The sequence below is a fragment of the Enterococcus mundtii genome (genome assembly GCF_013394305.1).
GTDB lineage: Bacteria > Bacillota > Bacilli > Lactobacillales > Enterococcaceae > Enterococcus_B > Enterococcus_B pernyi.
In genome coordinates this window covers 1,928,836-1,953,607 of sequence record NZ_AP019810.1, presented here as the reverse complement: position 1 = coordinate 1,953,607, position 24,772 = coordinate 1,928,836, and the positions used below count along the sequence as shown (strand labels likewise).

20 protein-coding genes and 1 pseudogene are annotated in these 24,772 nt (G+C 39.9%); 4 read left to right on the top strand and 17 right to left on the bottom strand.

All coding sequences use genetic code 11. The features are described 5' to 3' along the window. The first annotated feature begins 95 nt into the window (after positions 1–95). Positions 96–823: pseudogene (locus HZ311_RS09450) on the top strand (class I SAM-dependent methyltransferase). Positions 824–949: 126 nt separating this feature from the next. Here the strand turns inward: HZ311_RS09450 and HZ311_RS09445 are convergent. From HZ311_RS09445 to HZ311_RS09430, 4 genes are all read right to left on the bottom strand, one after another. Next, positions 950–1,351 carry an MmcQ/YjbR family DNA-binding protein gene (locus tag HZ311_RS09445; RefSeq protein ID WP_010736484.1) on the bottom strand — a complete coding sequence of 134 codons (402 nt, stop codon included), beginning with the start codon at positions 1,349–1,351 and terminating at the stop codon, positions 950–952. A 123-nt stretch (positions 1,352–1,474) separates the two neighbouring features. Next, positions 1,475–2,725 carry a PTS sugar transporter subunit IIC gene (locus tag HZ311_RS09440; protein WP_023519010.1) on the bottom strand — a complete coding sequence of 417 codons (1,251 nt, stop codon included), beginning with the start codon at positions 2,723–2,725 and terminating at the stop codon, positions 1,475–1,477. A 35-nt stretch (positions 2,726–2,760) separates the two neighbouring features. Continuing rightward, positions 2,761–3,078, bottom strand: coding sequence for a PTS lactose/cellobiose transporter subunit IIA (locus tag HZ311_RS09435; RefSeq protein WP_010736486.1), 318 nt, complete (start codon positions 3,076–3,078; stop codon positions 2,761–2,763). A 23-nt stretch (positions 3,079–3,101) separates the two neighbouring features. Then, positions 3,102–3,422, bottom strand: coding sequence for a PTS sugar transporter subunit IIB (locus tag HZ311_RS09430; protein WP_010736487.1), 321 nt, complete (start codon positions 3,420–3,422; stop codon positions 3,102–3,104). A 758-nt stretch (positions 3,423–4,180) separates the two neighbouring features. On the opposite strand from HZ311_RS09430, the gene HZ311_RS16065 reads away from it, so the two are divergent. Continuing rightward, positions 4,181–4,432 (top strand): S26 family signal peptidase, encoded by a 252-nt coding sequence (locus HZ311_RS16065; protein ID WP_080674302.1) that lies wholly within the window; start codon positions 4,181–4,183, stop codon positions 4,430–4,432. 509 nt (positions 4,433–4,941) lie between these two features. Here the strand turns inward: HZ311_RS16065 and HZ311_RS09420 are convergent. The 13 genes from HZ311_RS09420 to HZ311_RS09360 form a co-directional block, all read right to left on the bottom strand. Continuing rightward, positions 4,942–5,937 (bottom strand): aldo/keto reductase, encoded by a 996-nt coding sequence (locus tag HZ311_RS09420; RefSeq protein ID WP_023519008.1) that lies wholly within the window; start codon positions 5,935–5,937, stop codon positions 4,942–4,944. Between the two features lie 209 nt (positions 5,938–6,146). Beyond that, positions 6,147–6,965: a peptide-methionine (S)-S-oxide reductase MsrA gene (gene msrA, locus HZ311_RS09415; protein ID WP_023519007.1), complete on the bottom strand. Its 819-nt coding sequence runs from the start codon at positions 6,963–6,965 to the stop codon at positions 6,147–6,149. Between the two features lie 98 nt (positions 6,966–7,063). Continuing rightward, entirely contained in the window at positions 7,064–7,801 is a 738-nt protein-coding gene (gene truA / locus HZ311_RS09410) for a tRNA pseudouridine(38-40) synthase TruA (RefSeq protein ID WP_023519006.1), read from the bottom strand. Positions 7,802–7,939: 138 nt separating this feature from the next. Continuing rightward, positions 7,940–8,992, bottom strand: a complete 1,053-nt coding sequence (locus HZ311_RS09405; protein ID WP_178946639.1) for a PTS sugar transporter subunit IIC — start codon at positions 8,990–8,992, stop codon at positions 7,940–7,942. Between the two features lie 13 nt (positions 8,993–9,005). Further along, positions 9,006–9,944, bottom strand: coding sequence for a 2-dehydropantoate 2-reductase (locus HZ311_RS09400; RefSeq protein WP_010736493.1), 939 nt, complete (start codon positions 9,942–9,944; stop codon positions 9,006–9,008). A gap of 505 nt (positions 9,945–10,449) precedes the next feature. Continuing rightward, positions 10,450–11,289 carry a PRD domain-containing protein gene (locus HZ311_RS09395; protein WP_010736494.1) on the bottom strand — a complete coding sequence of 280 codons (840 nt, stop codon included), beginning with the start codon at positions 11,287–11,289 and terminating at the stop codon, positions 10,450–10,452. Positions 11,290–11,339: 50 nt separating this feature from the next. After that, on the bottom strand, positions 11,340–12,800 hold the full coding sequence (locus tag HZ311_RS09390; protein WP_197970083.1) for a glycoside hydrolase family 1 protein: 1,461 nt from the start codon (positions 12,798–12,800) through the stop codon (positions 11,340–11,342). A 31-nt stretch (positions 12,801–12,831) separates the two neighbouring features. Next, the gene (locus HZ311_RS09385) at positions 12,832–14,673 is read right to left on the bottom strand and encodes a beta-glucoside-specific PTS transporter subunit IIABC (RefSeq protein ID WP_023519004.1); all 1,842 of its coding nucleotides are present in this window, start codon (positions 14,671–14,673) and stop codon (positions 12,832–12,834) included. Between the two features lie 203 nt (positions 14,674–14,876). Continuing rightward, positions 14,877–16,091 (bottom strand): dicarboxylate/amino acid:cation symporter, encoded by a 1,215-nt coding sequence (locus HZ311_RS09380; protein WP_010736497.1) that lies wholly within the window; start codon positions 16,089–16,091, stop codon positions 14,877–14,879. Between the two features lie 6 nt (positions 16,092–16,097). Beyond that, entirely contained in the window at positions 16,098–17,036 is a 939-nt protein-coding gene (gene arcC / locus HZ311_RS09375) for a carbamate kinase (RefSeq protein WP_062805817.1), read from the bottom strand. A 22-nt stretch (positions 17,037–17,058) separates the two neighbouring features. Then, positions 17,059–18,303 carry an MFS transporter gene (locus tag HZ311_RS09370; RefSeq protein ID WP_023519001.1) on the bottom strand — a complete coding sequence of 415 codons (1,245 nt, stop codon included), beginning with the start codon at positions 18,301–18,303 and terminating at the stop codon, positions 17,059–17,061. After that, on the bottom strand, positions 18,273–19,148 hold the full coding sequence (locus HZ311_RS09365) for an oxamate carbamoyltransferase subunit AllH family protein (protein WP_010736500.1): 876 nt from the start codon (positions 19,146–19,148) through the stop codon (positions 18,273–18,275). Before HZ311_RS09365 ends, HZ311_RS09370 begins: the two co-directional genes overlap by 31 nt. After that, positions 19,141–22,152, bottom strand: coding sequence for a bifunctional FdrA/YlbE family protein (locus HZ311_RS09360; protein ID WP_023519000.1), 3,012 nt, complete (start codon positions 22,150–22,152; stop codon positions 19,141–19,143). Before HZ311_RS09360 ends, HZ311_RS09365 begins: the two co-directional genes overlap by 8 nt. A gap of 121 nt (positions 22,153–22,273) precedes the next feature. On the opposite strand from HZ311_RS09360, the gene HZ311_RS09355 reads away from it, so the two are divergent. Beyond that, positions 22,274–23,869: a PucR family transcriptional regulator gene (locus HZ311_RS09355; protein ID WP_023518999.1), complete on the top strand. Its 1,596-nt coding sequence runs from the start codon at positions 22,274–22,276 to the stop codon at positions 23,867–23,869. Then, positions 23,841–24,665, top strand: a complete 825-nt coding sequence (locus tag HZ311_RS09350) for an alpha/beta hydrolase (protein WP_010736503.1) — start codon at positions 23,841–23,843, stop codon at positions 24,663–24,665. Before HZ311_RS09355 ends, HZ311_RS09350 begins: the two co-directional genes overlap by 29 nt. Positions 24,666–24,772 lie beyond the last annotated feature (107 nt).

Below are 24,772 nucleotides of genomic sequence, written 5' to 3'. Positions count from 1 at the left end.
ATAGATGTCAAAGGAGTGAGCGAGATGATTGCACACAAAAGAGACGGACTCCATGTAGTTTAAGCAAATAAAAAAATTACATGGAGGAATCAAACATGACAAATATTTACGATGATCAACAATTTTTTGACCAATACAAAGAAATGCCTCGTAGCAAAAATGGCTTACAAGGTGCTGGAGAATGGCCCACGCTTGCAACTATCTTCCCCAACCTCCATGGACAAACAGTCCTTGATCTTGGATGTGGCTATGGGTGGCACTGTCGTTACGCTGCTTCGCAAGGGGCAAAAAAAACATTGGTGTCGACTTGTCTGAGAAGATGCTAGAAGAAGCTAGAGCTCGAACAAACGATACCACGATCAGTTATATGCAAGACGATATTTCAACGATCCGGTTTGCCAAAGACTCATTTGATTTCGTGTTCAGTTCTTTAGCTATCCATTATGTAGAAAATTGGGAACAACTCGTCCAGCATGTCCATCACTTTCTAAAACCAAATGGTCAATTTCTTTTTTCAGTTGAACACCCTATTTTTACAGCAGATGGTCGGCAAGACTGGATTTATACAGACAACGGTCAGATCATGCACTTTCCAGTTAATCATTATTTTGACGAAAGGGAGCGTGACACAAACTTCCTAGGATCTTCTGTAAAAAAATATCATCGAACGATTACAACTTATCTTGAGACATTATTGTCTAATGGCTTTCAAATCAACCATGTGCTTGAACCAATACCACCGTCACATATGTTAGATATGCCTGGTATGAAAGACGAATTAAGACGTCCGATGATGTTGATTATTTCTGTGACAAAAATGTAGCGGCGAATCATCGATCCAAACATTCTTAGTCCATCTGCACAAATTTTATTGAGCGTCTGGAAATAGGGTGTCCCTATTTCCAGACCTTTTTCATCGACTAGAAAATGATTTATGCCCTTCAAGCTTTCAATCACTTTCTATCACTGAGTTTTTGATTTCTTCTTGTTTCTTTTTAGCGAATTTAGCTAGTACCAATTCATAAGAAATCAAAATCATTTTCTCGATTTCCTCGTCTGACAATTCATCTTTGCCTAACATGATCGAATTCCAATGTTTCTTATTGGCATAGTAACCAGGTATAATGATCTCAGGGTACATCGTTCGTAATTCCTCGTTTTTTTCTGGGAAATGTTTTAACGTGATCAATGCTTTTTCATTCGCTTCTGGACTCATCATCCCAAACTGTTTACCATCTAAATCAAAATAAAGCGTTTTCCAATCTTCGCGAAAATATACCCTAGCTCCTGGAAGGGTGTTCCCATATACTTGGAATCGTTCGATCCTTTTTTGAATATCTGTTGTATTCATATGCTATCCTCCTATTCAAAAAAAATACTTACAAAAACTATACGTTGCTTTCTGAAAAATAGCAATGATAACAGTAATAACACAAAAAACGGAAAGCAATCACTTGCTCTCCGTTTTTTATTTTTACGCGTTCAATTCTTTTTTCATTTCTTGGATCGTTGCTACTTTAACGAATGGTAGATAGATCAGAATTGAAATCAGTAAGTTGACCGCAGATAACACTGCGCCTGAAAGACTGTTTGTTGCTAAAAATCCGCCGATCACTGGTGGTGTTACCCATGGTGGCATTACTGTCGCTGCTGGTACAAGTCCTGTTGATGTCGCAAAGTACGCAACAGTTACTAAAACCATTGGTGTTAAAATAAATGGAATAAACATCACTGGATTCAAAACGATTGGTAGACCAAACATTGTTGGTTCGTTGATATTGAATACTCCTGGTGCAATCGATAAGTTCGTTACGACCATATAAGGTTTGTTTCTACGTCCTACTAAATAGATCGCAATCAGTAATCCTAGTGTCGCACCTGTACCACCTAAATTGACAAAGCTGTCAAAAAAAGGTTTATTGACGATAAATGGTGCACTTTGACCGTTGGCAATCGCTTCGACGTTTGCTTGGATTGCTGGCGCATTGATGGTTTGCATCAATGGATCGACCATGTTTGCTCCATGTAATCCGAAGAACCAAAGGAACGGTGTAATAAATGCAAGCAATAATGCAGATGGGTAAGAGTTAGCAAGCCCCATAAATGGTTCTTGAACCACCGTGTAGAATGCGCCAACAATATCAGCAACACCGAATGCTGCAAAAATCGCAGCGATTAGTGCGAAAAATGAGATCGTGATCATTGCTGGTAATAATGACGCAAATGCTTTTGCTACTGCTGGTGGCACTCCGTCTGGCATTTTTATGATCAATTTTTCATTTCCACTTAAACGAACAAAAATCTCTGTTGAAATAATTCCGACAATAATTGCAATAAATAATCCGTTTGAACTCATACCTAAAGCGCCGCCTAGTGCGAAGAATGAACCTAATGAAATCACTCCAGCAGATACGCCATCTTTACGGTAACCGTTTGCTAAATGATAAGCTAATAAGAACGCAATCAAAACAGAAAGAATCGCAAACGTTCCGTTCCAAGCAGCCGCACCGAATCCTTTCCATGCTTCACCACCAAAAATCGAATTCATCAATTCTTGGAATCCAGGGATCGGTAAGTTATTGATCATTACAGCTAAAGCGCCTAAGATCATTAATGGCATACTGACCATAAAAGCGTCACGAATGGCCACTAAATGGCGTTGTGCACCGATTTTTGATGCGACTGGTATAAAGTGTTTCTCCATAAATGCTACAAAGCTATCCATATCTTTTCCTCTTTTCTCCTTTAAAAAACTTTTATTTAAGCATCTATACGACGGTATAGATCAATGATTTCTTTTGCTAAATCTGTAAACGCGATCGATGTCATCAAATGATCTTGACTATGAACGGTTAACAAAGTAACTTCCATGTGTTCCCCTTGTGCTTCTTGTGTTAATAACCCTGTTTGCGAATGATGCGCTTGAACCAATGATTCTTCTGCATCTTTGATTTTTGCATCTGCTAATTCAAAGTCACCTTTTTTCGCAGCAGCAATCGCTTCCATTGCATCGCTTTTTGCGTTGCCACCGAACATGATCAAACCCATGATCGCTTCTAAATTTTTTTGATCTTCCATTTTCTTTCCTCTTTTTCTTGTTTTTATTTATTGATCAATGATTCTGCTTGTTCCAATACTTTTGCCCCGTTCATCATGCCATAGTCTTGCATGTTGATAACATCTAACGGAATCCCTTTTGGTGCTAGTTTTTCAGCAAATTGACTTTGCATGAAACGTACTTGTGGCCCTAATAATAAAACGTCTACATTTTTTGATTCTAGTTGGCTATCAGCTTCTGATGCTGAAACTGCAAAGATGTCCGCTTCTACACCTTTTTCTTCTGCTGCTTTTTGCATTTTTGTCACTAATAAACTTGTACTCATTCCTGCAGAGCAGACAAGCATGATTGTTCTTTTCTCCATTTTGAACACTTCCTTTTCTTCTTCTTACATTTTTATATAATGCAAGTATCGTGCCAACTTTGAAATCGCTTTACCACTTTGATATAAAAGGGTTTTCATGTTGTTTTTTATCAAACACACTCTAATTTTTCTATCGCACACTATTTTTAGTGTGCAAAAAAAAGAATGGAACACCAGAAACTACCAAGTAAAAAGTAAGTCTGCTCCTCACTTGGTAGATTTCAATGATTGCTTGCTAGAATTAATCAACAAGTAGTTACTTCGTTGATTGATTTTTTGATTCAATCGCATCGATTCTTCTCATAAATTTCAATTCTTGTAACACTTCTATAGAAGTAACACGTTTTTTTGCCAAGACTTCAAATTTTTGTCGTTTGTAAGCCCATACGATTTTATCTAAAAAATCAGTATTTATAAACTGAAATTATTGAAAAAACCATTTTTTTAACTTTTGATCATCAACAGTTTGCTAACTATTGCATTGACCTTTTGCGTCTACATACTATTTGAACTAGAAAATGCGCGAATAAATGCCCATCAGACCATTCTCGAGTTTGTTGAACAGGTCAAAGAACCAAAAAATCGTTTGGAATAACTAACAGGACCATTCAAGTAAAAAAAGGGGATTGTTTTCTTGTATACCTGGGAAATGGTCAACTTCAAAAAAAGAAAGGGCCATATATCTTAATATGGCTGCTTTTATGTGTCGTTTTTACTTATTCACTTCATCGCTATCACTTTCGTCAAGTTACTAGAACATCAATTTAGCCAACGGCAATATTGTGATCGTAGACAAGTTTTCGGCACTCACACGTTATATCATCATCGCTATTCAGCGATCCTCTACGGATGAAATCATTAAAAGAATCATCGGAATCCCAGGAGATTCTATAAAAGTACATAACAATGAACTGACCTTGCATTTGGGAAACGAGCCACATTCTCCTACAGAGATTTTTTGGCTGAGTCCAGAAGTAGTTGCGCAAATGAACCATTCACAAAAAAAATAAGTGAGCTAACGCTAGAAACAGCCATAGTGTCAGAAAACAAAACAGGAACCGATAGCTACTCGTCCCCCGAATCTTTAATACAAACCGGAGAGGATAGACGTATTTTGTATGTTAAGGCTCTTTCTGCTGCGTCGGAAACGAATTTGAAACAAATAGAAAAGGAACAAAAAAGCAAGACGATAAAACCTTCACTTTAGAAGAACAAGAAGGTAAGCTATTGTACCAAGTAAAAATGAAGAAAAACAAGCTACGCCGTCTGTCTCTACATCACCTCTCAAACACAAGATATGATAGCATAAGCAAGAGGAGGTCGGAACAGAAGTATTCAGCCTCGATAAATAAGGCGCCAGCCACGAAAATTGTTCTACAAATTTTCGTGGCTGGCGCCTTATTTCCGAAGAGGTTACTTCTGTCCCTGCCGTTTATTCGGTTTTAGAATATGCATGAGGACTAATCCCCCAGACACGCTTGCTTTTGTTGTATCCACTTCAACGTGATTTTCTCACACGTTAATTTTCTGCCAAAATCGTTTCGATCGTTGCTAGTTCTTCTGGTGCAAAGACGAGATTATCTTTCATTTTGACACTTTCCTGCAACTGACTCAAACGGCTAGCACCGACTAAAACACTTGTCACTGATGGTTGTCGCACATTCCACGCCAATGCCATCTGAGCCAATGTTTGTCCTCTCGCTTCCGCCACTTCCTGTAACTGTGTAATTTTACGTAGTGTCGGTGCAATCTGTTCTTCTGAAAGAAAAGGGATTTCTTTTCGATGCGCACGTGATTCTTCAGGAATACCATGTAAGTAGCGATTCGTTAACAAGCCTTGTGCTAATGGACTAAACGTGATTGCACCTAGTCCATTTTCAGCAAGGACAGGTGCTAAGTCCGTCTCAAGCAATTCTCTTGAGAACAGATTGTAACGCATTTGATGGATCACGAAGGGCGCATCTTTTTTGCGTAAAATTTCCGCCATTTTCTGCGTGTCCGCCCCATTGTAGTTAGAGATACCGATATAAAGGGCCTTTCCTTGTCGAACTAATTGCATCAATGCCTCTGCGGTTTCTTCCAAAGGCGTTTCAGGATCTGGACGATGATGATAGAAAATATCCACATAGTCCAAACCCATACGTTTCAAACTCTGGTCACAACTGGCAATGATCGACTTACGAGACCCCCCATTGCCGTAAGGCCCATCCCACATATAATAGCCTGCTTTACTAGAGATAATCAGTTCATCTCGATAGGGTTTGAGATCCTCTTTAAAAAGTCGTCCAAAGTTTGTTTCAGCTGCTCCAGCAGGTCCACCATAATTATTGGCTAGATCAAAATGGGTGATGCCTAAATCAAAAGCCCCCTTTAAAATTTCCCGCTGATTACTGATGGGATCATATTCCCCAAAATTTTGCCATAATCCTAAGGAAAGTAAAGGCAGTTTTAATCCAGATTGACCGCTTTTACGATACTCCATGTTTTCATAACGCGTTTTATCAGCTACATACATTTCATTCACTCCTTATTTTATGATTATCACAGAAGTCTTCCACTCCAAAAAAATAAAGAGTTACTTCTGGAATGCCGTTTTTCATTTTCAAGGATAGCAGATGACTACTGACCAAGATTTTTTAGCCATCTCTATTTCAAGTCCCCATAGATTACTTTCAAATTTATATCTCTTCAATAGAAAACGCTACCAAAATTATGTTGCTTGTTTTAGTTCTTCGCTTTTTTTCCCCAATTGGTAGTCATTTTTTGCAAAAATGCTAATTGACGACGAGTTTGTTTTATTTTTTTGTAACGTTTTGGTTGCTTCCGATAAAATTGCTGATGGTAATTTTCTGCCGGCCAAAAAGCTGTCGCTGGTAAAATAGCCGTAACTATCGGTTTTCTGTAGCGACCTGATGCGCTTAATGCTCGTTTCGACGCTTCAGCAGTTTTTTGTTGCTCTTCATTTTGAACAAAAATGATTGGACGATATTGTTCTCCGCGGTCTTGGAATTGTCCAAATTCATCCGTCGGGTCCGTTACTTGCCAGTAAATCTCGACTAGCTCTTGATAACTGATCAATCGCTTATCAAATATGATCTCCACTGCTTCCACATGACCGGTATAGCCGCCACTGACTTGGTCATAATTAGGGGAATCAAACTGCCCGCCTGTGTATCCAGACATCACAGAAATAATTCCTGCTTTTTTCTCAAAAGGCTCTACCATACACCAAAAACAACCGCCAGCAAACACTGCTCGTTCTTGAACTGTCGGATCTGTCAGTTCGTGTTTAGAAAAATCATACCGCGCTTCCCCTAACGGATCGCCGACCATTTGCAAATAGAAATCCATGACATCTGGAGTTAGATTTTGTCGTAAAGCCAATGGTCGCAAAGAAACTTCCAACTTTTCAAGTACCTCTTTTAGAGAAACAGAAGTTGCTAACTCTTCTTTCGCTGTCATTAGTTGTTGTCGCTCCCAGTCTCGCGTGTTTGGGTTTAAAATCAAATTGTAGAGAGTGGTGATTTCTTCCTCTTTCTTCATCGGGTCTCCCCCTCCCAAAGTGTCCACTGCCGATCCAAGGAAACAGGAAAAAGCTGAGATTGCTTTTCCCCTATTTTCTTTGAATCATTTAACATCCCTTAATAATACACTTCATCTAGAAAAAGCGCATGTGCGGGAACTGTCTCGCCTGCTTGCTGTCTGACTTTCGTTTCAAAAATCGTATCGATCAAAGATAAATCAGCTTTACCTGAACCAATATCTAAAATCGTTCCCATTAAGATCCGTACCATTTTATACAAAAAACCATCCCCTACAAATGTAAAATGAAGCATATTACCTTCTTGTTGGACCGATAATTTTTCAATTGTACGTACTGTTGATTTTTTTGTTTTTTTCAATGCTGAAAATCCAATAAAATCATGTTTTCCTTCTAGTTTCCGACAAGCTTCTTCCATTTTCTCCAAATCAAGTGCCTTCGGATAATCAAAACTATGGTTTCTTTCAAACACTGTTGGAATTGGAGCATTCCAAACGTAGTAACTATATTTTTTCCCTTTTGCATTATATCTAGCATGAAAACGTTCAGGTACTTCTTCCACTTTTTTTACCACAATATCTCTTGGCAAATAACGATTAAGAAAATCCAGCATCTCCATTCGACTCATTGTACTAGCTGTTTTGAAATTAGCTACTTGACCTCTGGCGTGTGTTCCAGCGTCTGTTCGGCCAGAACCGATAATCTCAATCGTTTCCCCGGTCATTTGCGAAATGATCGCTTCGATTTTTCCTTGGATCGTTTTTTCATCATTACCAAGTCGCTGCCAACCAGAATATCTTTTTCCATCATATTCGATCGTTAATTTTATATTTCTCATGTATTCTCCTTCTATTGGATCAAATGATCCATTGTTTTCATTTAGTGTCAGTATAGCAGATAACACCATCTTCTTCTCAAAAAAAAAACGCAATCCAGAGATTTCTCTGTTTTGCGTTTTTTTCTTTTATAATTTTGATCAACCTAAGAATTTGAAGACTTCTTCCCGGTCGTAAAGTTTCAAGACTTTTTCAAATACCAATTGCGTAAATAAAGCAGCCGCGACTGGTACGACGAACCAACAAATCAACACCATCACGATATTTAGTCCAGCATCTAATGAAGCAAGAGGGCCAACTAAACCTACGATCCCAAAGCCCGCAGAAGCTGGTGTTCCTGATACAGAGAAAAGTGCGACAGGTATCGCTGTGATAACCGCACTTACTAAACATGGAAGCAAGATGATCGGTTTACGGAATAAGTTCGGCATCATCATCTTCATCGCACCTAACGCAATCGCGATCGTGACACCTGATTTATTGAAACGCCAAGAATTGACGATCAACACAAATGTTGTGGCTGCAACACCCATAGCAGCAGCTCCTGCAGAAACTCCATCCAATTGGATCGCTAAACCAATCGCAACTGTTGAAATCGGTGAAATGATCAAAAAGGCAAATGAACAACCGATCAAAATAGACATCAAAATAGGTTGCAATGTCGTAAAGTTATTGATACCTTCACCAATTGCAGAGGTGATCGCTGTCACATAAGGGAATAAATAAAACCCAATAAGACCTGCGCCCACACCGACTACGATTGGTGTCAATACGATTGCGACTGAGCCAAAGCGGTCACCGATCAATAGGATCAGACCAACAGCAATCGCTGCAGTGATCATCGTATTGATGATATCTCCTGTACCTGCCCCTACATATACTCCTGCTTCACCAAGGTCTGGCATAAAGCGGACAACACCAGAGCCGACAAATGCAGCACCAGCTACTACCATCATTTGCATCGGATTAAACCCAAATTGTAACCCGATTAAACCACCAATGATCAACGGTGTCGCTAATTGGAAGATCACAGCTAGTTGTGCGATCGTCACAGCAACAGGATATTCACTGAAATACTTTAAAATAGCTCCTAAAACAGCATTTGGAATCAGTCCTACGATGATCCCTGTTGCTGTTCCAGCTAATACTTTGTTCAAAAAAATTCTTGGCGTTAATTTATTCGTCGTATCCATTTATTTGTTCCTCCTATTTCGCCTCTAAAATCTGTTCTTTTGCATGCACGAGCGCTGTCAAAAAGTCACAGTAAGGCGTAGCGATCCCGTATTTCTTTCCTTTACGTGAAATCGCTCCGTTGATATAGTCGATTTCTGTCAAACGGTTGTTTTTGATCAAATCTTGATGCATTGATGGGAAGTGCATACCGATCGTTTCAGGATCAAAGCAAGTTTCACAGTGGGCGACTGCTTCTTCCACATCTAAATCAATATTTTCGGCTTTTGCTACTTGACCAAATTCATTTACGATAGCAACAACCATATCATGAGCTGTAGAAGTACGACCAAGTCCTGCCATATTCACGTCTAAAATCGTACATAAGCCGTTCATCGTGCCATTGACACAAGCTTTACGATAGATCGAGTAATGGATATTACTTGAATACTTCGCATTCAAACCAGAGTCAGCTAAAGTTTCTGCCAATTCTTTCGCAGCTTCTTCTTGACCGTCTCCTAAGTTTTGTAGTTCTACTGAACCACTACCGAATAATTTCACACGTCCAGGACCTTCTAAGCCTGCCGTCCACATTGTATTACCAATAAAAATATTTTTCATTGGTACAAATTTTTCAATAATATCTTCATGGCCGATTCCATTCAATAAACAAAGAACTTTTGTCTCATCTTTGATCATTGGACGGATATCTTCCAACATTTTTTCTAGTTGCATTGCTTTCGTGAATAAGACGATCAAATCAACTTTTTCTACGTCATTGATCTCTGATTGAAGAACGACTGGGATATCGACAACGATGTCCTCACCGTTAAAGTTAGCTTTCAATCCGTTTTCTTTGATCGCTTCTACATGGTCTTTCCAACCATCGATCAATGTCACGTCATTTCCACCTTTTTGCAACATGAGTCCAAACCGACTCCCCATTGCACCTGCACCAGCAATTGCTATCTTCATTTCTTTGTTCTCCCCCTTTAATTTGGTTATACGACGAATAAGCAAATAATTCCTCTCACGATCATTCAATCATTCACAATGTCCACTAGTTATGACTGATCATTCGCTTGAAAAACTATTTTACTTGACTCATTTTCCCATTTCCTTTGATTTATTTCAAATAGCCTGATTGATTACTCACAAACGTAAGCGTTATCTATCCATTTTAAGCCCTAGTAGATGGGTTGTCGTACGACACTAAGGAGTATTATACACTAAAAACAACCCGTTTTTTTAATATAACCTCGATTATTTTTGTTAATTTTCAAATCAACTACGTTATATAACTAATCAGATACAATTGTGAACTACCACACGATCCGATCCAAAAAACAGGTTATCTGGTACTTTATAAACATATATTTCGCTAAAAAATCCTATTCCTCCTATTTGTTTTAAAAAAAAGCAGCTACCAGAAAGGATCACTGGCTTGCTGCTATTCATTACGCAATCTTGTCTATTTTTTTCAATCAGGGTGCCGCATCAATCGATTGATATGCACACCTAGATAGGTAACTTCCTCTTTCGTGATTTCCTGTTGGATCATTTTCTGGATATACTGCCTTACTTTGTCTGCATTTTCCATCGCCAATGGATACAAGGTACACATTTGCTGATATAGCCCATCATCTTGTCCATCCAGCATTTTATTCGCAAACAACCGTTCAACGAAAAAACGAACATGAGTAATAAAACGACTATAATGGATCGAGTCTGGAGCAATGTCGATTCGAATCGAATATTTTACTAAGTTGACGATGCCACCAATCATTTTCGCTTGCTTCATACTATCGGTTCCCTGACTTTCTTGAGACAATGAATTAATGACATGAAAGGCGATATTTGCCGCTTCTTCAATGGGTAACTCGACATCGGATTTTTCATTGAAGATCATTAGCGCTTGCTCCGCTGCTTGATATTCTTCCGGATAGTAATTCTTGATCTCCCAATATAACCGATTGGTGATGATGATTCCTTTGGCCATACGTTCAACTGAAAAATGTAAATGATCAGGTAATGTTAAATAAATACTAGAGTTTAACCGTTTCCCTAGTCGTTTCTCCATACTGGAGACCATTGCTTTCGTTAATTCAAAATAGGTCAAAGGAACCTCTTTGATCAAATCCAATAATTGCATGGCTTTGCCTTCATCATAGGGCAGATAGATCTCATCAATCGAATCATCCGAGATGATCTCACCGGGCTTTTTGCCAAAACCGATCCCTTTTCCTAAAGCAATCATTTTTTGCTGATTGCTGTCGATCAATACCACACTGGAGTTAAGCACCTTTAGTATTTTCCTCATGATATCCTCCTTCGCTCATGGTTACTCCTTGAGCGCATCGAACAGTTCCTTCACTCGATGGATCGACCGTTCGTTCCAATAACTTCTTTATACCAGTAAAATGAATCTTTACGCAAGCGATCATAACTTCCATTTCCTTCATCATCTGCATCTACATAAATGAATCCGTAACGTTTTGACATTTGAGAGGTTCCGGCACTGACTAAATCAATAGGTCCCCAACTTGTATACCCAATCAAATCAACCCCTTCATCGATGGCTGCTTTCATTGCTTTGAAATGTGCAGTAAAATAGGCGATTCGATAGGGATCATGGATTTCATCGTCAATCACTTCATCAAAAGCCCCCATGCCATTTTCAACGATCATCAAGGGTACTTGATAACGGTCATATAATTCTAGTAAAGAAATTTTCAAGCCTAAAGGATCAATTTGCCAGCCCCAATCTGTCGCTTCTAAATAAGGATTTTTAACACCCAAAACGGTATTCCCCGGTGTCCGCTCTGCCTTTGGATCTGCGGATTCACACATAGACATATAATAACTAAACGATAGGAAGTCTGCCGTATGTTCTTTCAATAATTCTTTATCACCAGGTAACATGTCGATCGTGATATGACGGTTGGCTAAGTCTTTCAAAACGAGTGGCGGATACATACCTTTGACTTGAACATCCGCATAAAAATGATTGTTCATATTCTTTTTCAATGTTCGTTCCACATCTTCTGGTCGACTCGTCAACGGATAGGTCATCAATTTGGTCAACATACAACCAACTTGGCTACCAGGGATCTTTTCATGGCAATGTTTCGTTGCTAAAGCCCCTGCCACAAATTGATGATGTAACGCTTGATAGATAGCCGCTTCGATTTTGTCTGGTTCGATCGTATCAGTCAAAATCCCGGCAGTCGTAAATGGATGTCTAAAAATACTATCCACTTCATTGAACGTCAACCAGTAATGAACGTACTCCCCAAATTCGTCAAAACAAGTATCTACAAATCGAACAAAGTCATCCACCACACTTCGTTGAATCCAACCGTTGCCTTTCATCGCTAATGCTAATGGCATCTCATAATGAGACAAGGTCACAATCGGTTCGATTCCTAAGCGCTTCATTTCTTTAAAAACTTCTTTGTAAAATGAGACACCTTCAGGATTAGCTGTCTTTTCATCCCCGTTTGGAAAGAGTCGGGACCACGCAATCGACAAACGTAATGTAGTAAACCCCATTTCTGCAAATAAAGCTAAATCCTCTTTGTAACGATGATAGAAATCGACCCCTCGTCGTTTAGGGAACCACTTGTCTGTAAGGTCGGCTATTGCTTCTTCTACTTTTTCGATTGTCACCCCTACATGGGCTGCGTAATCTTTGTTGTCTACATTAGGTTTATAAGTTGCAACATCTGCCACAGATAGCCCTTTTCCACCAATATCCCATGCTCCTTCTACTTGGTTTGCTGCAATTGCACCTCCCCATAGAAATCCTTCGGGAAAACCTGTTTGTGTCATATCCATTTTTCTATTCCTCACTTTCATTTCTTCATTTTACTAAAGCAGAAATCATCAATAACTCAGTTTCGGGTGTCACTGATTGATTTTCTACTTGATGATCGATGTGATACTCCTTCTGATTGGTCACGACCACCACAACGACTGGATCAAATCCTGCTTGTTTGATTTTTTCAATATCAAACGCAAGCAAACGCTCGCCTGGTTGTACCATCTGACCTTCTTTAACAAAAGCCTGGAAGCCTTCACCTTGTAACTTGACTGTATCGATTCCTACATGAATCAGTAATTCTACTCCGCTCACCGTTCGTAAGCCGATGGCATGACCTGTCTCAAATAGCATGGTCACTTGTGCTTCTTCAGGAGAAAAAACAATACCTTCTTCTGGAATGACTCCGACACCTTCGCCAACCATCCCACTAGAAAAGACATCATCTGGGACTGTTTCAAGAGGAATCACTTGACCTTTGACTGGGCTCACGATACCCCAAGTTCCTCCCCTACGACTCTCGTTCTCTTCTTGTGAAGTTGCTTCTTCTTGATCTTTAAAAAATACCAAGCCACCTACAAACGACACGACAAAAGAAAGAGCTGTACAGACAAATGCCCAGACAAGGTTCATCGGTTGATCTGCACTAGCAAACATCGTGATACTCGCAATCCCTGGTCCAACCAATGCGAAGGCTTCTAAAGCCATGATCCCGGCAAATATCCCGCCGATGAAACTAGAAACCATCACGATACTCAATACCCGTTTGTGTAAGATCGTGACCCCATATAATGCGGGTTCAGTGATACCAAATAAAGCTGAGATTCCTGCAGAAATCGCTGTTTGTCGCAATTTTGTATTTTTTGTCTTTAAACTTACGGCAAAACATGCACCAGATTCAGCGATATTATGTGCCAAAGAAGCCGGTAAATAGAGCATCTCTTTTCCTAACTCTCCCATTGAAGAAACAGCATAAGGAATCATCGCTTTGTGCATGCCAGTAACGACCATCAATGGTAGAACTGCGGCAAGTAAGCCTGTCGCTAACCAGCCTAATCGTTGATATAACTCGACGATCAAATATGAGAATGCGCTACCAACGTTATAGCCTAACGGTCCTAAAATCAGCAGTGCAACTGGGACAGTCACTAATAAAGCAACCATCGGAACAAAGAAAATACGAATCGGCTTCGGAGAAATTTTCGTGACATATTTTTCGACGATACTGTAAAACAACACCGTTAAGATTGCTGGGAAGACTTGAGAAGCATACGCAATATTTTCAATTGAGAACCCTAGAAAGGAGGTTCCGTCTGCTAGAAGGGTTGCCATTTCTGGTAAAAGCAAAGCACTCACTGCTGAAACAGCTACGATTTCATTGACTTTTAGCTTTCTTGCCGTCGTCATCGCAACTAAAATCGGTAAGAAGTAAAGAGGCGCTCCTCCGATCAAATTCAATAGCAGGTAAGTAGATGAGTTTGCATCCATCACACCCAATAAAGATAAGAGCAGTAAAAGTGATTTTAAGACACCGCCACCTGCAATCGCAGGGACCAACGGTTGAAAGACTGAAATGATAAAATCAAGTAAAATTGTTCCAATAGGTTTCTTTTCTTTGTTTATGTTCTGATCTGCCGAAATTTCTCCGATCAGTTTGGCTAATTCGTCATAAACTTCCACTACTTCATTCCCAATGATTACTTGGAATTGAGCATTGCTCCGAACACCAATGACCCCATCTAAGCGTTCTAACTCTTCACGATTTGTTTGTTTGACATCTTTCAACGTAAAACGAAGTCTAGTTGAACAATGTTCCAAATGAATGATATTTTCTTTTCCGCCAACGAATTGTAAAATATGCTTTGCTAAAGTTTGATGATCCATTTTTTCCACTCCTTCTTTCGTTTTTCTTTTTCGCTGCGCAGACAAAAAAGAAAAAAGCAGGCAAGACCATAAGAAATAACAACAAAGGATTCTTTGTGTGTCTTTCTTTAGGTCCTGCCTGCTTTACCAGTCACATGCCTGTTTTATTTACATTTACTATAACAAGTATTTTTTAAAATTGCAACCCCTTTCTTTTTATTCATTTAGCCACGGCTAAAAATCTCATAATCGATTTCATCGACTGATTTCGCCACGAGGATTGCTGAATACACATCAGAATTGACATTCAAAATCGTACGCAACATCCCTACCAACCATTCAACACCGCCAAAAATGGCAATACTTTCAATAGGTAACCCCATTTGCGGCACGATGATGGCTAAAGAAACGAGCCCCGCACCAGGAACTACCGCATTGGCTAAAGAAATAAAAGTGGCTAAAATCGCAAGATAGACCATGGTCGTCCATCGAAACTCTACTTGGTACATCTGGGCGATCGTGATCACCGTCAGTGCCATGTGCATTGCTGAGCCATTACTGTTCAATGACATTCCTAATGGTAAGACTAAGTGACTGATTCGCTTACTCAACCCTAATTTATGTTGTGTTTCTTCTAATTCGATTGGTAAAGTGATGGCTGAAGAAGTCGTTGCAAGTGCCATGATCGACATATTCTTCATATTCATGATCAATTTTAACGGATGTAATCGGCCGTATATACTGACAACAACTAACCATCCCAGTAAGAACAATACTGTAGCTAAGCTATACACCAGTAGATATTTTACCATTGGCAGAATGACTTGTGCGCCTAATTGGCTGATACTGCTACTCACCAAGGCAAATATCCCAATAGGGGCAAAATGCATCACATATTTGATGACTTGGATAATCACTTCGTTAAAATCAATGATTAGTTGAAACAACTTCGATTGGGGCTGTTTTTGTCCATATTGATTCAAGGCTAGGCCAAAAAAAATCGCGAAAACAATGATTTGGATAATCGAACCTTGCGTAAGGGATTCAAAAATATTTTTAGGCACAAACTGGAGAAACGTTTCTTGAATCGACAGCTCTTGCGCCTCGATCGTAGGACTTAATCGCTCTATATGTTCCATGCCAGATCCAGGCGTAAACAAAACAGCCAATAACACACCCCATAAAGCTGCCAATAAGGAGGAAATCCCAAAGATGAGCAAGGTGCGTGTCCCAATACTTGCTAATTCCTTCAAATCAATACTACCTAAAGCTTGAATGATCTGACCAAGAATCAATAATGGGATCGCCATCTGCATCAGTCGTAAAAATACTTCGCCAATCGGTTTTAACACAGACGCACTCATTGGCCAGAACATCCCTACCAAAATACCTAAAGCCAATGCAAGGCTAATTTGAATGATCATGGCATTTTTTTTCATCACTCGTTACCTCGTTTGTTGGATCACTGTTCCCGCACCTTCAGTCAAATGGTTCAATTTTTCAATGGAAGTAATGACTGCTTGACGTTTTGGATCACTTGCAACAAAACGGACCGCTGCCTCTACTTTTGGCAACATACTTCCAGCTGCAAAATGACCACCAGCTACGTATTCTTTTGCTTCTTCGGGAGTCATCGTCTCTAAGGCTTGTTCTTCTGGTTTTCCATAGTTGATATAGATATGCTCGACACCAGTTAAAATGATCAAACGATCGGCACCCACAGCGTCTGCCAATACGGCTGCTGAGAAATCTTTATCATTGACCGCTTCCACGCCTTGATAAAGCCCAGATGATTCAATTACTGGGATACCACCTCCACCTGCACAAATCGTGACAACATTAGCTGCTACTAACGCTTGAAGTGCTTCTTTTTCCACAATTTCTTTTGGTTGAGGAGATGCAACGACTTTACGATAACCACGTCCTGCATCTTCCACGTATGTTCCTTCATTTTTTTGTACCGATTTTTTTGCCTCCTCTTCTGTATAAAATGGTCCAATCGGTTTCGTTGGCTTCTGAAACGATGGATCATTCGGATCAACTAACACTTGTGTCACGATGGAAACGACCGGTTGGGTGATCCCATGTTGCGTAAACGCATTGGTTAACGCTTGTTGTAACCAATAGCCAATACTTCCTTGTGTCATTGCGACACATGTATCCAAGCTCATTGGAGGATTTTTTGCGCTTATTCCTGCTTGTTGCTGCAATAATAAATTGCCAACCTGCGGACCATTGCCATGACAAAGAATGACTTGTTCTCCTTGTTCAACAAAAGCTGCGATAGCTTCAGCCGCCTGTTCGACTATGGCTTTTTGTCCTTTATCGGTTGGATCAGTTTCTAAAATAGCATTCCCACCTAAAGCAATCACATTTAATCCCATGTCTTTCCTACACCTCTTTCTATTACTTCAGCGTTTGTGTACGATCCTCTTTTGCCAATAGGGCAAAGAGAATCAACCCGATGATCAACAAGACACAAGAGAGGTAAAAACCAACTTGCATCGAACCTGAAGTATCTGCTAAATAACCAGTAACGTAAGGAGCTAAAATCGATCCTGACATCCCGATAAAATTATACGCACTTAACGTCGTTCCTAAGGCTGCTCTTGGTGCATGTTTCGTGACAAACGTCACCATGATCGGGTCAAGTGCTAATTTCCCAGTCAATCCATAAAGAATCAGCACTGTGATCAATAAGGTACGATTGGTAACAAAAGCGATAGCAAAAACCGAAACGATTGCTAATGGAACCAAAACAAAGACTAGTTTCTTCGTCGCTCCTGTCTTATCATTGATCCGTGCAAAGAGTAAGGCGCCTGGTATCGATGCCCAAGGGACTAAAGAAGAAATAAAGCCAACACTCGCTCCAGTAAATCCACGTTCTGCAATCAAAAACTGCGGCAACCAAGTAAGAATCACAAAATTAGCATAAATGCTGGTAAAACATAAAATAAAGGCTGCTACTAAGTTACGATTTGTAAAAATCTGCTTCAAAGAAATTTTTTCTTTTGGACCTTCTTCCACTTCTGCTTCTTCACCCGGACGGATCACTTTTTCTTTCAACAATACATAAAACAAAATGCCGACAATCAATGTAGGAATCGCCATCAGATAAAATGGCTTGCTCCAATCATCCCCGTTTTCTAAGACCAATTTACTTGATAGAAGATAACCGCCTGATGTTCCAAAAGCCATACCACTATTAATGATGGCATTTCCAATCGTCCGTTTACTCTTTGGAATCGCTTCTGTCGACAAGGCAAACTGTGGACCGTAGTAAGCACCTTGCCCGATCCCAGCGATGGCACGAATCACTAAGAATAAAATAAACGTCGTGGCTAATCCGGTGAAGTATGTCGCTACTGCCAAAAGTAAAAATCCCACTGTGATGACTAACTTTCGTCCAATTTTGTCTCCGACGATCCCAAAAGGAATCTGAGCGATGGCATATGTCAGAAAAAAGATACTATTTGCTAAGCCTAATTGCGTATTGCTTAAACCGAATTCTTCCCCGACCACTCCCATGATCGGGTTAAAAATCGTTCGTGTGGCATACATCAAGATCCAACCAATAAAAAAGATTGCTACTACTTTGATCCAGTAAGTATCACTGACTCTTACTGCTTGTTTTTGTTTACTCGCTTCCATGTTTCACCCTCACTTTCTTCTCCTTCGATTGCTTGTAGCGCCAACCAAATACCAAAAGCTAGATCCTTTCCCGAAGAATGACCAATTCTCATGATTTTCTCTAACTGTTCTTCTATTTTCTCCTCTTGGTTTTGTGCTAAGTCTGAAAATAATTGATACACTAGTGAATTGGCGTACCCCTTTGTCGCACAAGTTAGATATGCTTGGCTGATTGCAGTCGTTGCCGTTTGGGCTTCTCCCAGAGCAACCGCTAGCGCGATTCCTCTGGGATCTGAAACAGTCCCTAAAACAAGCTGATAACCCATCAATAGGTCATCACCACTAGGCGTCAACCCTTTGCCTCTGCCTAAAAGATAACCAACGACTTCTTGCCATTCAGTTGTCGTCCACTCTCTGTTTGGTTGTGCCATTCGAGCAAACAGCGTGGATGCACGTTTATCTACCGGTAACCCGATTTTTGTCTGCCAGTTTTTTTCAGCCAAAAATGGTTTCAATAAAAGTAGTTGTTTTTTCGATAGCCCTAACGTGAAGACGTTGAGAGGAACCAGCCGACACGGTTTTAATGTCACTTGTCTGACACTTGAAATACTGTAAATCGTCAATACATCATCACTTATTTTTACACGATTTCCTGTTTGAAGAGCCGAAGCAAGTGTGTTAAATCGATCTTCAGGAAGATTGATACCAAAACTAGATAGATAGTCATGAAAACAGGCGATATTGATCAATTGTTGCTTGATTTCAACATTAAAGGAATGCTCAAATACGCTGTGGATCACACCTATTTTTCCAAATTGCAAAAGTGGAGATAGATACTCGCTCATTTGAATTTCTTGATTACTCAACGTTGATCCCTAGCTCCTTAGCATAGGCCTCTAAGGCTTGTTCAAAGCAAGCGAGTGGTGCCCGAACTGTACCTGCGCCAATTTGCCCCACTCCAGCATTTTTGTGCGCGATCCCAGTATTTATAACAGGAGTGATTGCTGTTTCCACCACTTTGCGAATATCGATTCCTAAGCAAGTTCCTTGAAAATCCCAAGTTGGTATCGAAAACGTTGGGTTATGCCCTTCGCAGATTTTCGCCATTTCATTTGAGGTTGCTAACGCATCTTCAAAACCACCTGCACCAACAAAACGGGTCACACCTGGTGCTGCGACCATGGCCATTCCACCTACACCGACAGTTTCAGTGATAGCACTATCGCCAATATCGGGATTACCATCTTCTTCATTGAATCCTGTAAAGTACAAGCCCTTTGGTGTATTTACAGGCGCTAGATGCCATGTATCGCCTGTTTCTGCGATTCGGACACCAAAATCGACACCATTACGTGTCATCGTTGTCACGATTGTTCCTTTAGTCCCTTGGCGCGCACCATCGACGATTGCTTTTCCCGTAGCCATCATGATATTCAAGAAAAATTGATCCGTATCTGCTAAGAACTTGATTACATCATATTTTTGTTCTTCAGGAATCTCCGTTTGAATGATCAATGGAGCGATTTCTTTCAGGAAATTCAAAGAAGCAGCAATATTTCTTTGATGGAATTCATCCCCCATCGTAATCGACCGGGCGATCAAAACATTTAGATTCAATCCTTCCTCGGTGAATGCCAATGCTTGATGGATTGTTGGTCCTAGTACTTCTTTGATCCAATCTAAGCGATCAACGACTTCTTGGGAATACGCACCAAAACGTAATACCTTACCGATACCTTCATTCAAGATACAGAAGGCTTGATTGCCTTCTTTCCGGTTTTCAACAATGAAGACCGGCATATCACCAGAAGTGATCCCTCCCATCGGTCCTACTGCTTGTACATGATGACAAGGAATGAATCGCACTTTATTTGCTTCAAAAAGTGCTAATGCTTCTTCTTCGTTTTCTGCCCAACGTTCGAATAACGCTGCACCTAGACACGCGCCTCGCATCGGTCCGGTCATCGCCTCCCAAGTGATTGGCGGGCCTGCATGCAATAGTGTTTTTTGCTTTGGATCATTTAATTCAGGAATCACCGTTTTTGCAGGGACCACATCGACCAGAAACGGCTGTGCGTTCTTGATTTTTTCTGTCACTTTCTGATTTTCTTCATCAATTTGCTCCTGATGCTCTTCCAACGCATCTAAAATTTTGATCATTTTCTTGTTACCGCTCGCGCGAGGCCGCCAATCCAACTGGACTGTTTGTCCACCATAGGTGACAATCGATTTGTTGAAGCTTTTCAAACCGACATTCACTACACGCGGTTTCGTCGTCAACAACTCCATGACTTGCTCACTCGGTTGTGGTACAGAAACTGTTTTTCCATCATATGCTAAGACTTCTTTATCTGCTTCAGACAATCTGATGCCTTTTAACAACAACGCCAGTTGAACCGCTTTAGCATTACTCTCTGCGACAAAAACACCTGCTTCTTTCAAACGTTCCACTGATTTTTGGTAGTCTTGTGGATCATTCTTCGTCCCACACACTGTCGCCACGAAATAAAGTTCACGTCCTGCTTTTTCCGCTTCTGACTGCACAGATTGGATCGTTGGTAACAATGCACCCACCATGTCTTCATGGGCACCATATCCTAAAACAATATCAAATAAGATGACGCCAGTTTCTTCTTCCTTGGCGTACTCTTCTATTTTATGGATCCGGACTTCCGGATCGATCATTGGATGTGGTTTACCTTGTGTATAACGATCATCTCCTAAATCAATCACTTCATACCCTTGAGATTTCAAGATATACCCATCTTCTTTGACCAGACCACCTAAATCTAATGCTTCTGAAATCAGCATGCCTGCTTCAGCTGCGAGCGTTCCTCCAGAATATAGCCCTTTGACGACTTTTTCTTTAGCAAGCGTCAAGACACCCGGCTGTTCTAGTGCTTCAAAGTAATTTTTTTTCACTGTTGCTTCGTTTGCTAAATCCACAGCGATACGGGCAGTTTCCTCTAACGTGTGTGCCAGATAGACTTTTCCTTCGTGATTCGTTGGTTTTTCTCCTAAAAATATAGCGACGACTGGTTTTGAAATACTCTGCAATAATTGCACTACCTCGTCACGTACCTCTTTTGCAGGTGGCTTAGAAATCACACAGATCACATCTGTTGGTTCATGGTTTTCAAGTGCCACGATTGCATCTTTGACCGTTATTGCTCCCACCATGTCGCTCAAGTCACGACCACCGGTACCAATGGCATGAACCACACCTCCACCTAGACGATCAATGATTGTCGTCACTTCTTGGATACCCGTACCAGATGCACCAACTACGCCAATATTTCCAGGTGCGACAACATTCGTAAAAGCAATTGGGATACTCGATAAAATACCTGTCCCACAATCTGGCCCCATCATCAGTAATCCTTTTTCATGCGCTAGTTTTTTCAGACGGACTTCATCTTCGATCGCAATATTATCCGTAAATGAAAAAACATGCAGATTATTCTTCAACGCACGTGCCATTTCTGCTGCGCCGTATTCCCCCGGAATACTAAACAAGGCGACATTTGCATCTGGTAATTGTTTCAATGCTTCTTTCCACGTGGTCACTGATTTATTCGGTTGTGCTGTCTCTTTTGCTGATAGATCCGCTAAAAAATCATCAATCATTGGCAGTACCTTTTCCATGATTGATTCATCCTCACTCTCTACCACGATCATTAAATCGTTCGCAGACGCAGTTTGTGCCTTTTCTGTTAAAAGTGACGTGTTATTCAAAATATCTTTATTAGCATCCGTTCCCATCATGATCTGGCTCATGTTGACTTCCTCAAGCGAATTGATTTGATTAGTCAATAGCATCAAGTTGATGGAATCTTGATAATTATTTGGTAAAACAACCGTTTCTAACATAATGCCCCTCCTTATTCATTCTTACACTGTCATTGTAGAAGATTAAGAAAGTGTTTTCATCGGACGTATTTCTAAAAGAATGCTATACTTTTTATCCATAAAAGGAAAAAAGGAGAATATGATGAAATTAAGGGAGTTATTATTGCTAGGTGAACTAAAAAAAGGGAAGATTCTAACGAATGAGATTGGTTTAGATAATGAAGTCGAAACTGCAATGGTCTTAGAAGCCATTGATATCGAAAATTGGAGCAAACAAAATCAGCTGATCCTGACCTCGTTTTATGCATTGAACGACTTGTCAGAAAAAGAACTGGAAGATTTTTTCATCAAGATGTGTCAAATCGGGATCAGCGGTCTTGTGTTAAAAACCGATCGTTTTATCAAGGTGATCCCCGAATGGTTTATTGAGTTATGCTTCAAATATGAAATCCCATTGATCAAAATCAGTCAAGAGATCAGCTATGAAAAAATTCTATTAACGATTTATGAGCCGTTACTCAATGCACATGCCCATACTTTACGAACCTACTATGAAGCACGCCAAAGATTCAACCGTCTAGAAAAACAGTTTTCTTCTTTAGAAACGATCATGCAAGAGTTTTATCAAATCATCGAACTTCCTTTTTCCTTAAAATTGCTTGATAAAGAAATCGAAATTTGCGAAGGGATGATTCCAACCGATGCCATCGTACTCTCACGTGAATCGCTGCCACAAACAGATTTCATGAAAAACGATTATTCTTTACTGACACTTTATGCTCAAACAGACTCGAAAAAACGCTATGCATTAGAGATTGCGATTTTCAATAACTATTCTCTCAATTGCTTATTGCTTGTTTATCTGAACAACCAACAAATCAAAGAAACCGACCTAGTCATTATCGAAAATGCCATTGACGCCTTGCAAGAAAAATTCAATACAGAAAGCCTATTGAAAAAAGAACGCTATACTCGTTTAAATAATTTAGCTGATGCGATTTTACAAAATACACCACGAAATCCTGAAGAACTAGATAGCTTGCTACAAGAAGCGCATATGCAGTCAAAAGATACTTACCAGACAATCGTCTTTTCAACTAAAGAGATGCAAACGCAATTAATGAAAAATCGCATCCTTACACTTTTACGGACACTGAAAAAAGAGGCGATTTTCTTTGACCAACATCAATATTCAGCTGTTTTATTCAACTTTGCTCAATCGGAAGGGCCTATCACTAAAGATCAGATTTCACGTCTGATGGTAGAAATACTCGCAGAAAATCAACAAGTAACATTTGCCATCAGCCAAGCAAAACCACGACAGGAAATCAAGGAATTGTTGTTTGAATGTTTGGATATTTTGAATTTCAATACCTCATTTTACAATGGCCCTGTTGTGACATCCGAAGATATCGGCATATTCAAACATTTTATTCGAGAAAATCAGATAGCAACATTGCAAGAAGCAATCCCTCTAAAATTGGCGCAGTTGGCTCAAACAGACTATGACTTATTTGAAACTTTTTATTGTTTTTTACAACACAATCGGAATTACAAACAAACAGCAGAAGCAATGTTTTTACATGCTAAAACGATTCGTTATCGTCTCCACAAAATTTCCAATTATCTATCAATTGATTTAACAAATCCGTTACAAATGATCAATCATGAGATTGGCGCCTATATTATCAAAATGAGGAGACAGGCAAATGAAAGAAACCAAACAACTACTCGATGACATTACAGTAACCATTTATCCTGCTCAGAGTGATACACCGAAATATATCCTTTATTTGCATGGTGGCGGATTGATTTACGGATCAAAAGGTGACATACCCAATAGGCTAAAAGATCTCTTTTTAGCTCATGGCTACACTCTGCTAGCTCTTGATTACCTGTTGGCACCAAATACATCTGTAACAGAAATCATTGCAAAACTAAATGAAAGCTTTGATGCCTTAAAAAAGACAATCATTCATGAACACCCCTTTGGTATTTGCGGGCGTTCTGCCGGAAGTTATTTGATGTTCCACCTAACCAAATATTTGTGTGTGGATCGAGGGCTTTCACCCAATTTCCTAATCAATTTTTATGGCTATGCTGATTTTGAATTTCTGAAGAAACAAACCACTCCCACCACACACACATTAACAGAAGAAATGCTTATAGACATTGATCAACAAACACCCACGGCAGACGATCCACTGATGGGTCGCGCCTTACTTTATTACTATGGACGACAACAAGGAATCTTAGCCGATTACTATCGCTTACCGAAATCACTGGATTGGTCGGATTATGCCATTAGTGAAACAGAACTTGCAGTTTTTCCTCCTTGCTATAGTACCGCCAGCACCTCAGACCAAGAAGTACCTTTTGCTTCAAGTAAAAGGATAAGCAAACAGATCCCGAATAGTCGATTCAAACCTGTTTATGATCTAGAACATGACTTTTTGAAACAAACAAACGAGCCCCAAGTCCAAACAGTCTTAAAGGAATTATCAGATTGGTTATCCACCAAAGAGTCACTTTGACATATGGCACAAAAATCTAGTAATAAAAATGAAAAAGCCTATCTCTCGATAAATAGGAGGATAGGCTTTCACTTTTTACGATTCATTCAAAACTTGAATCAATCAAC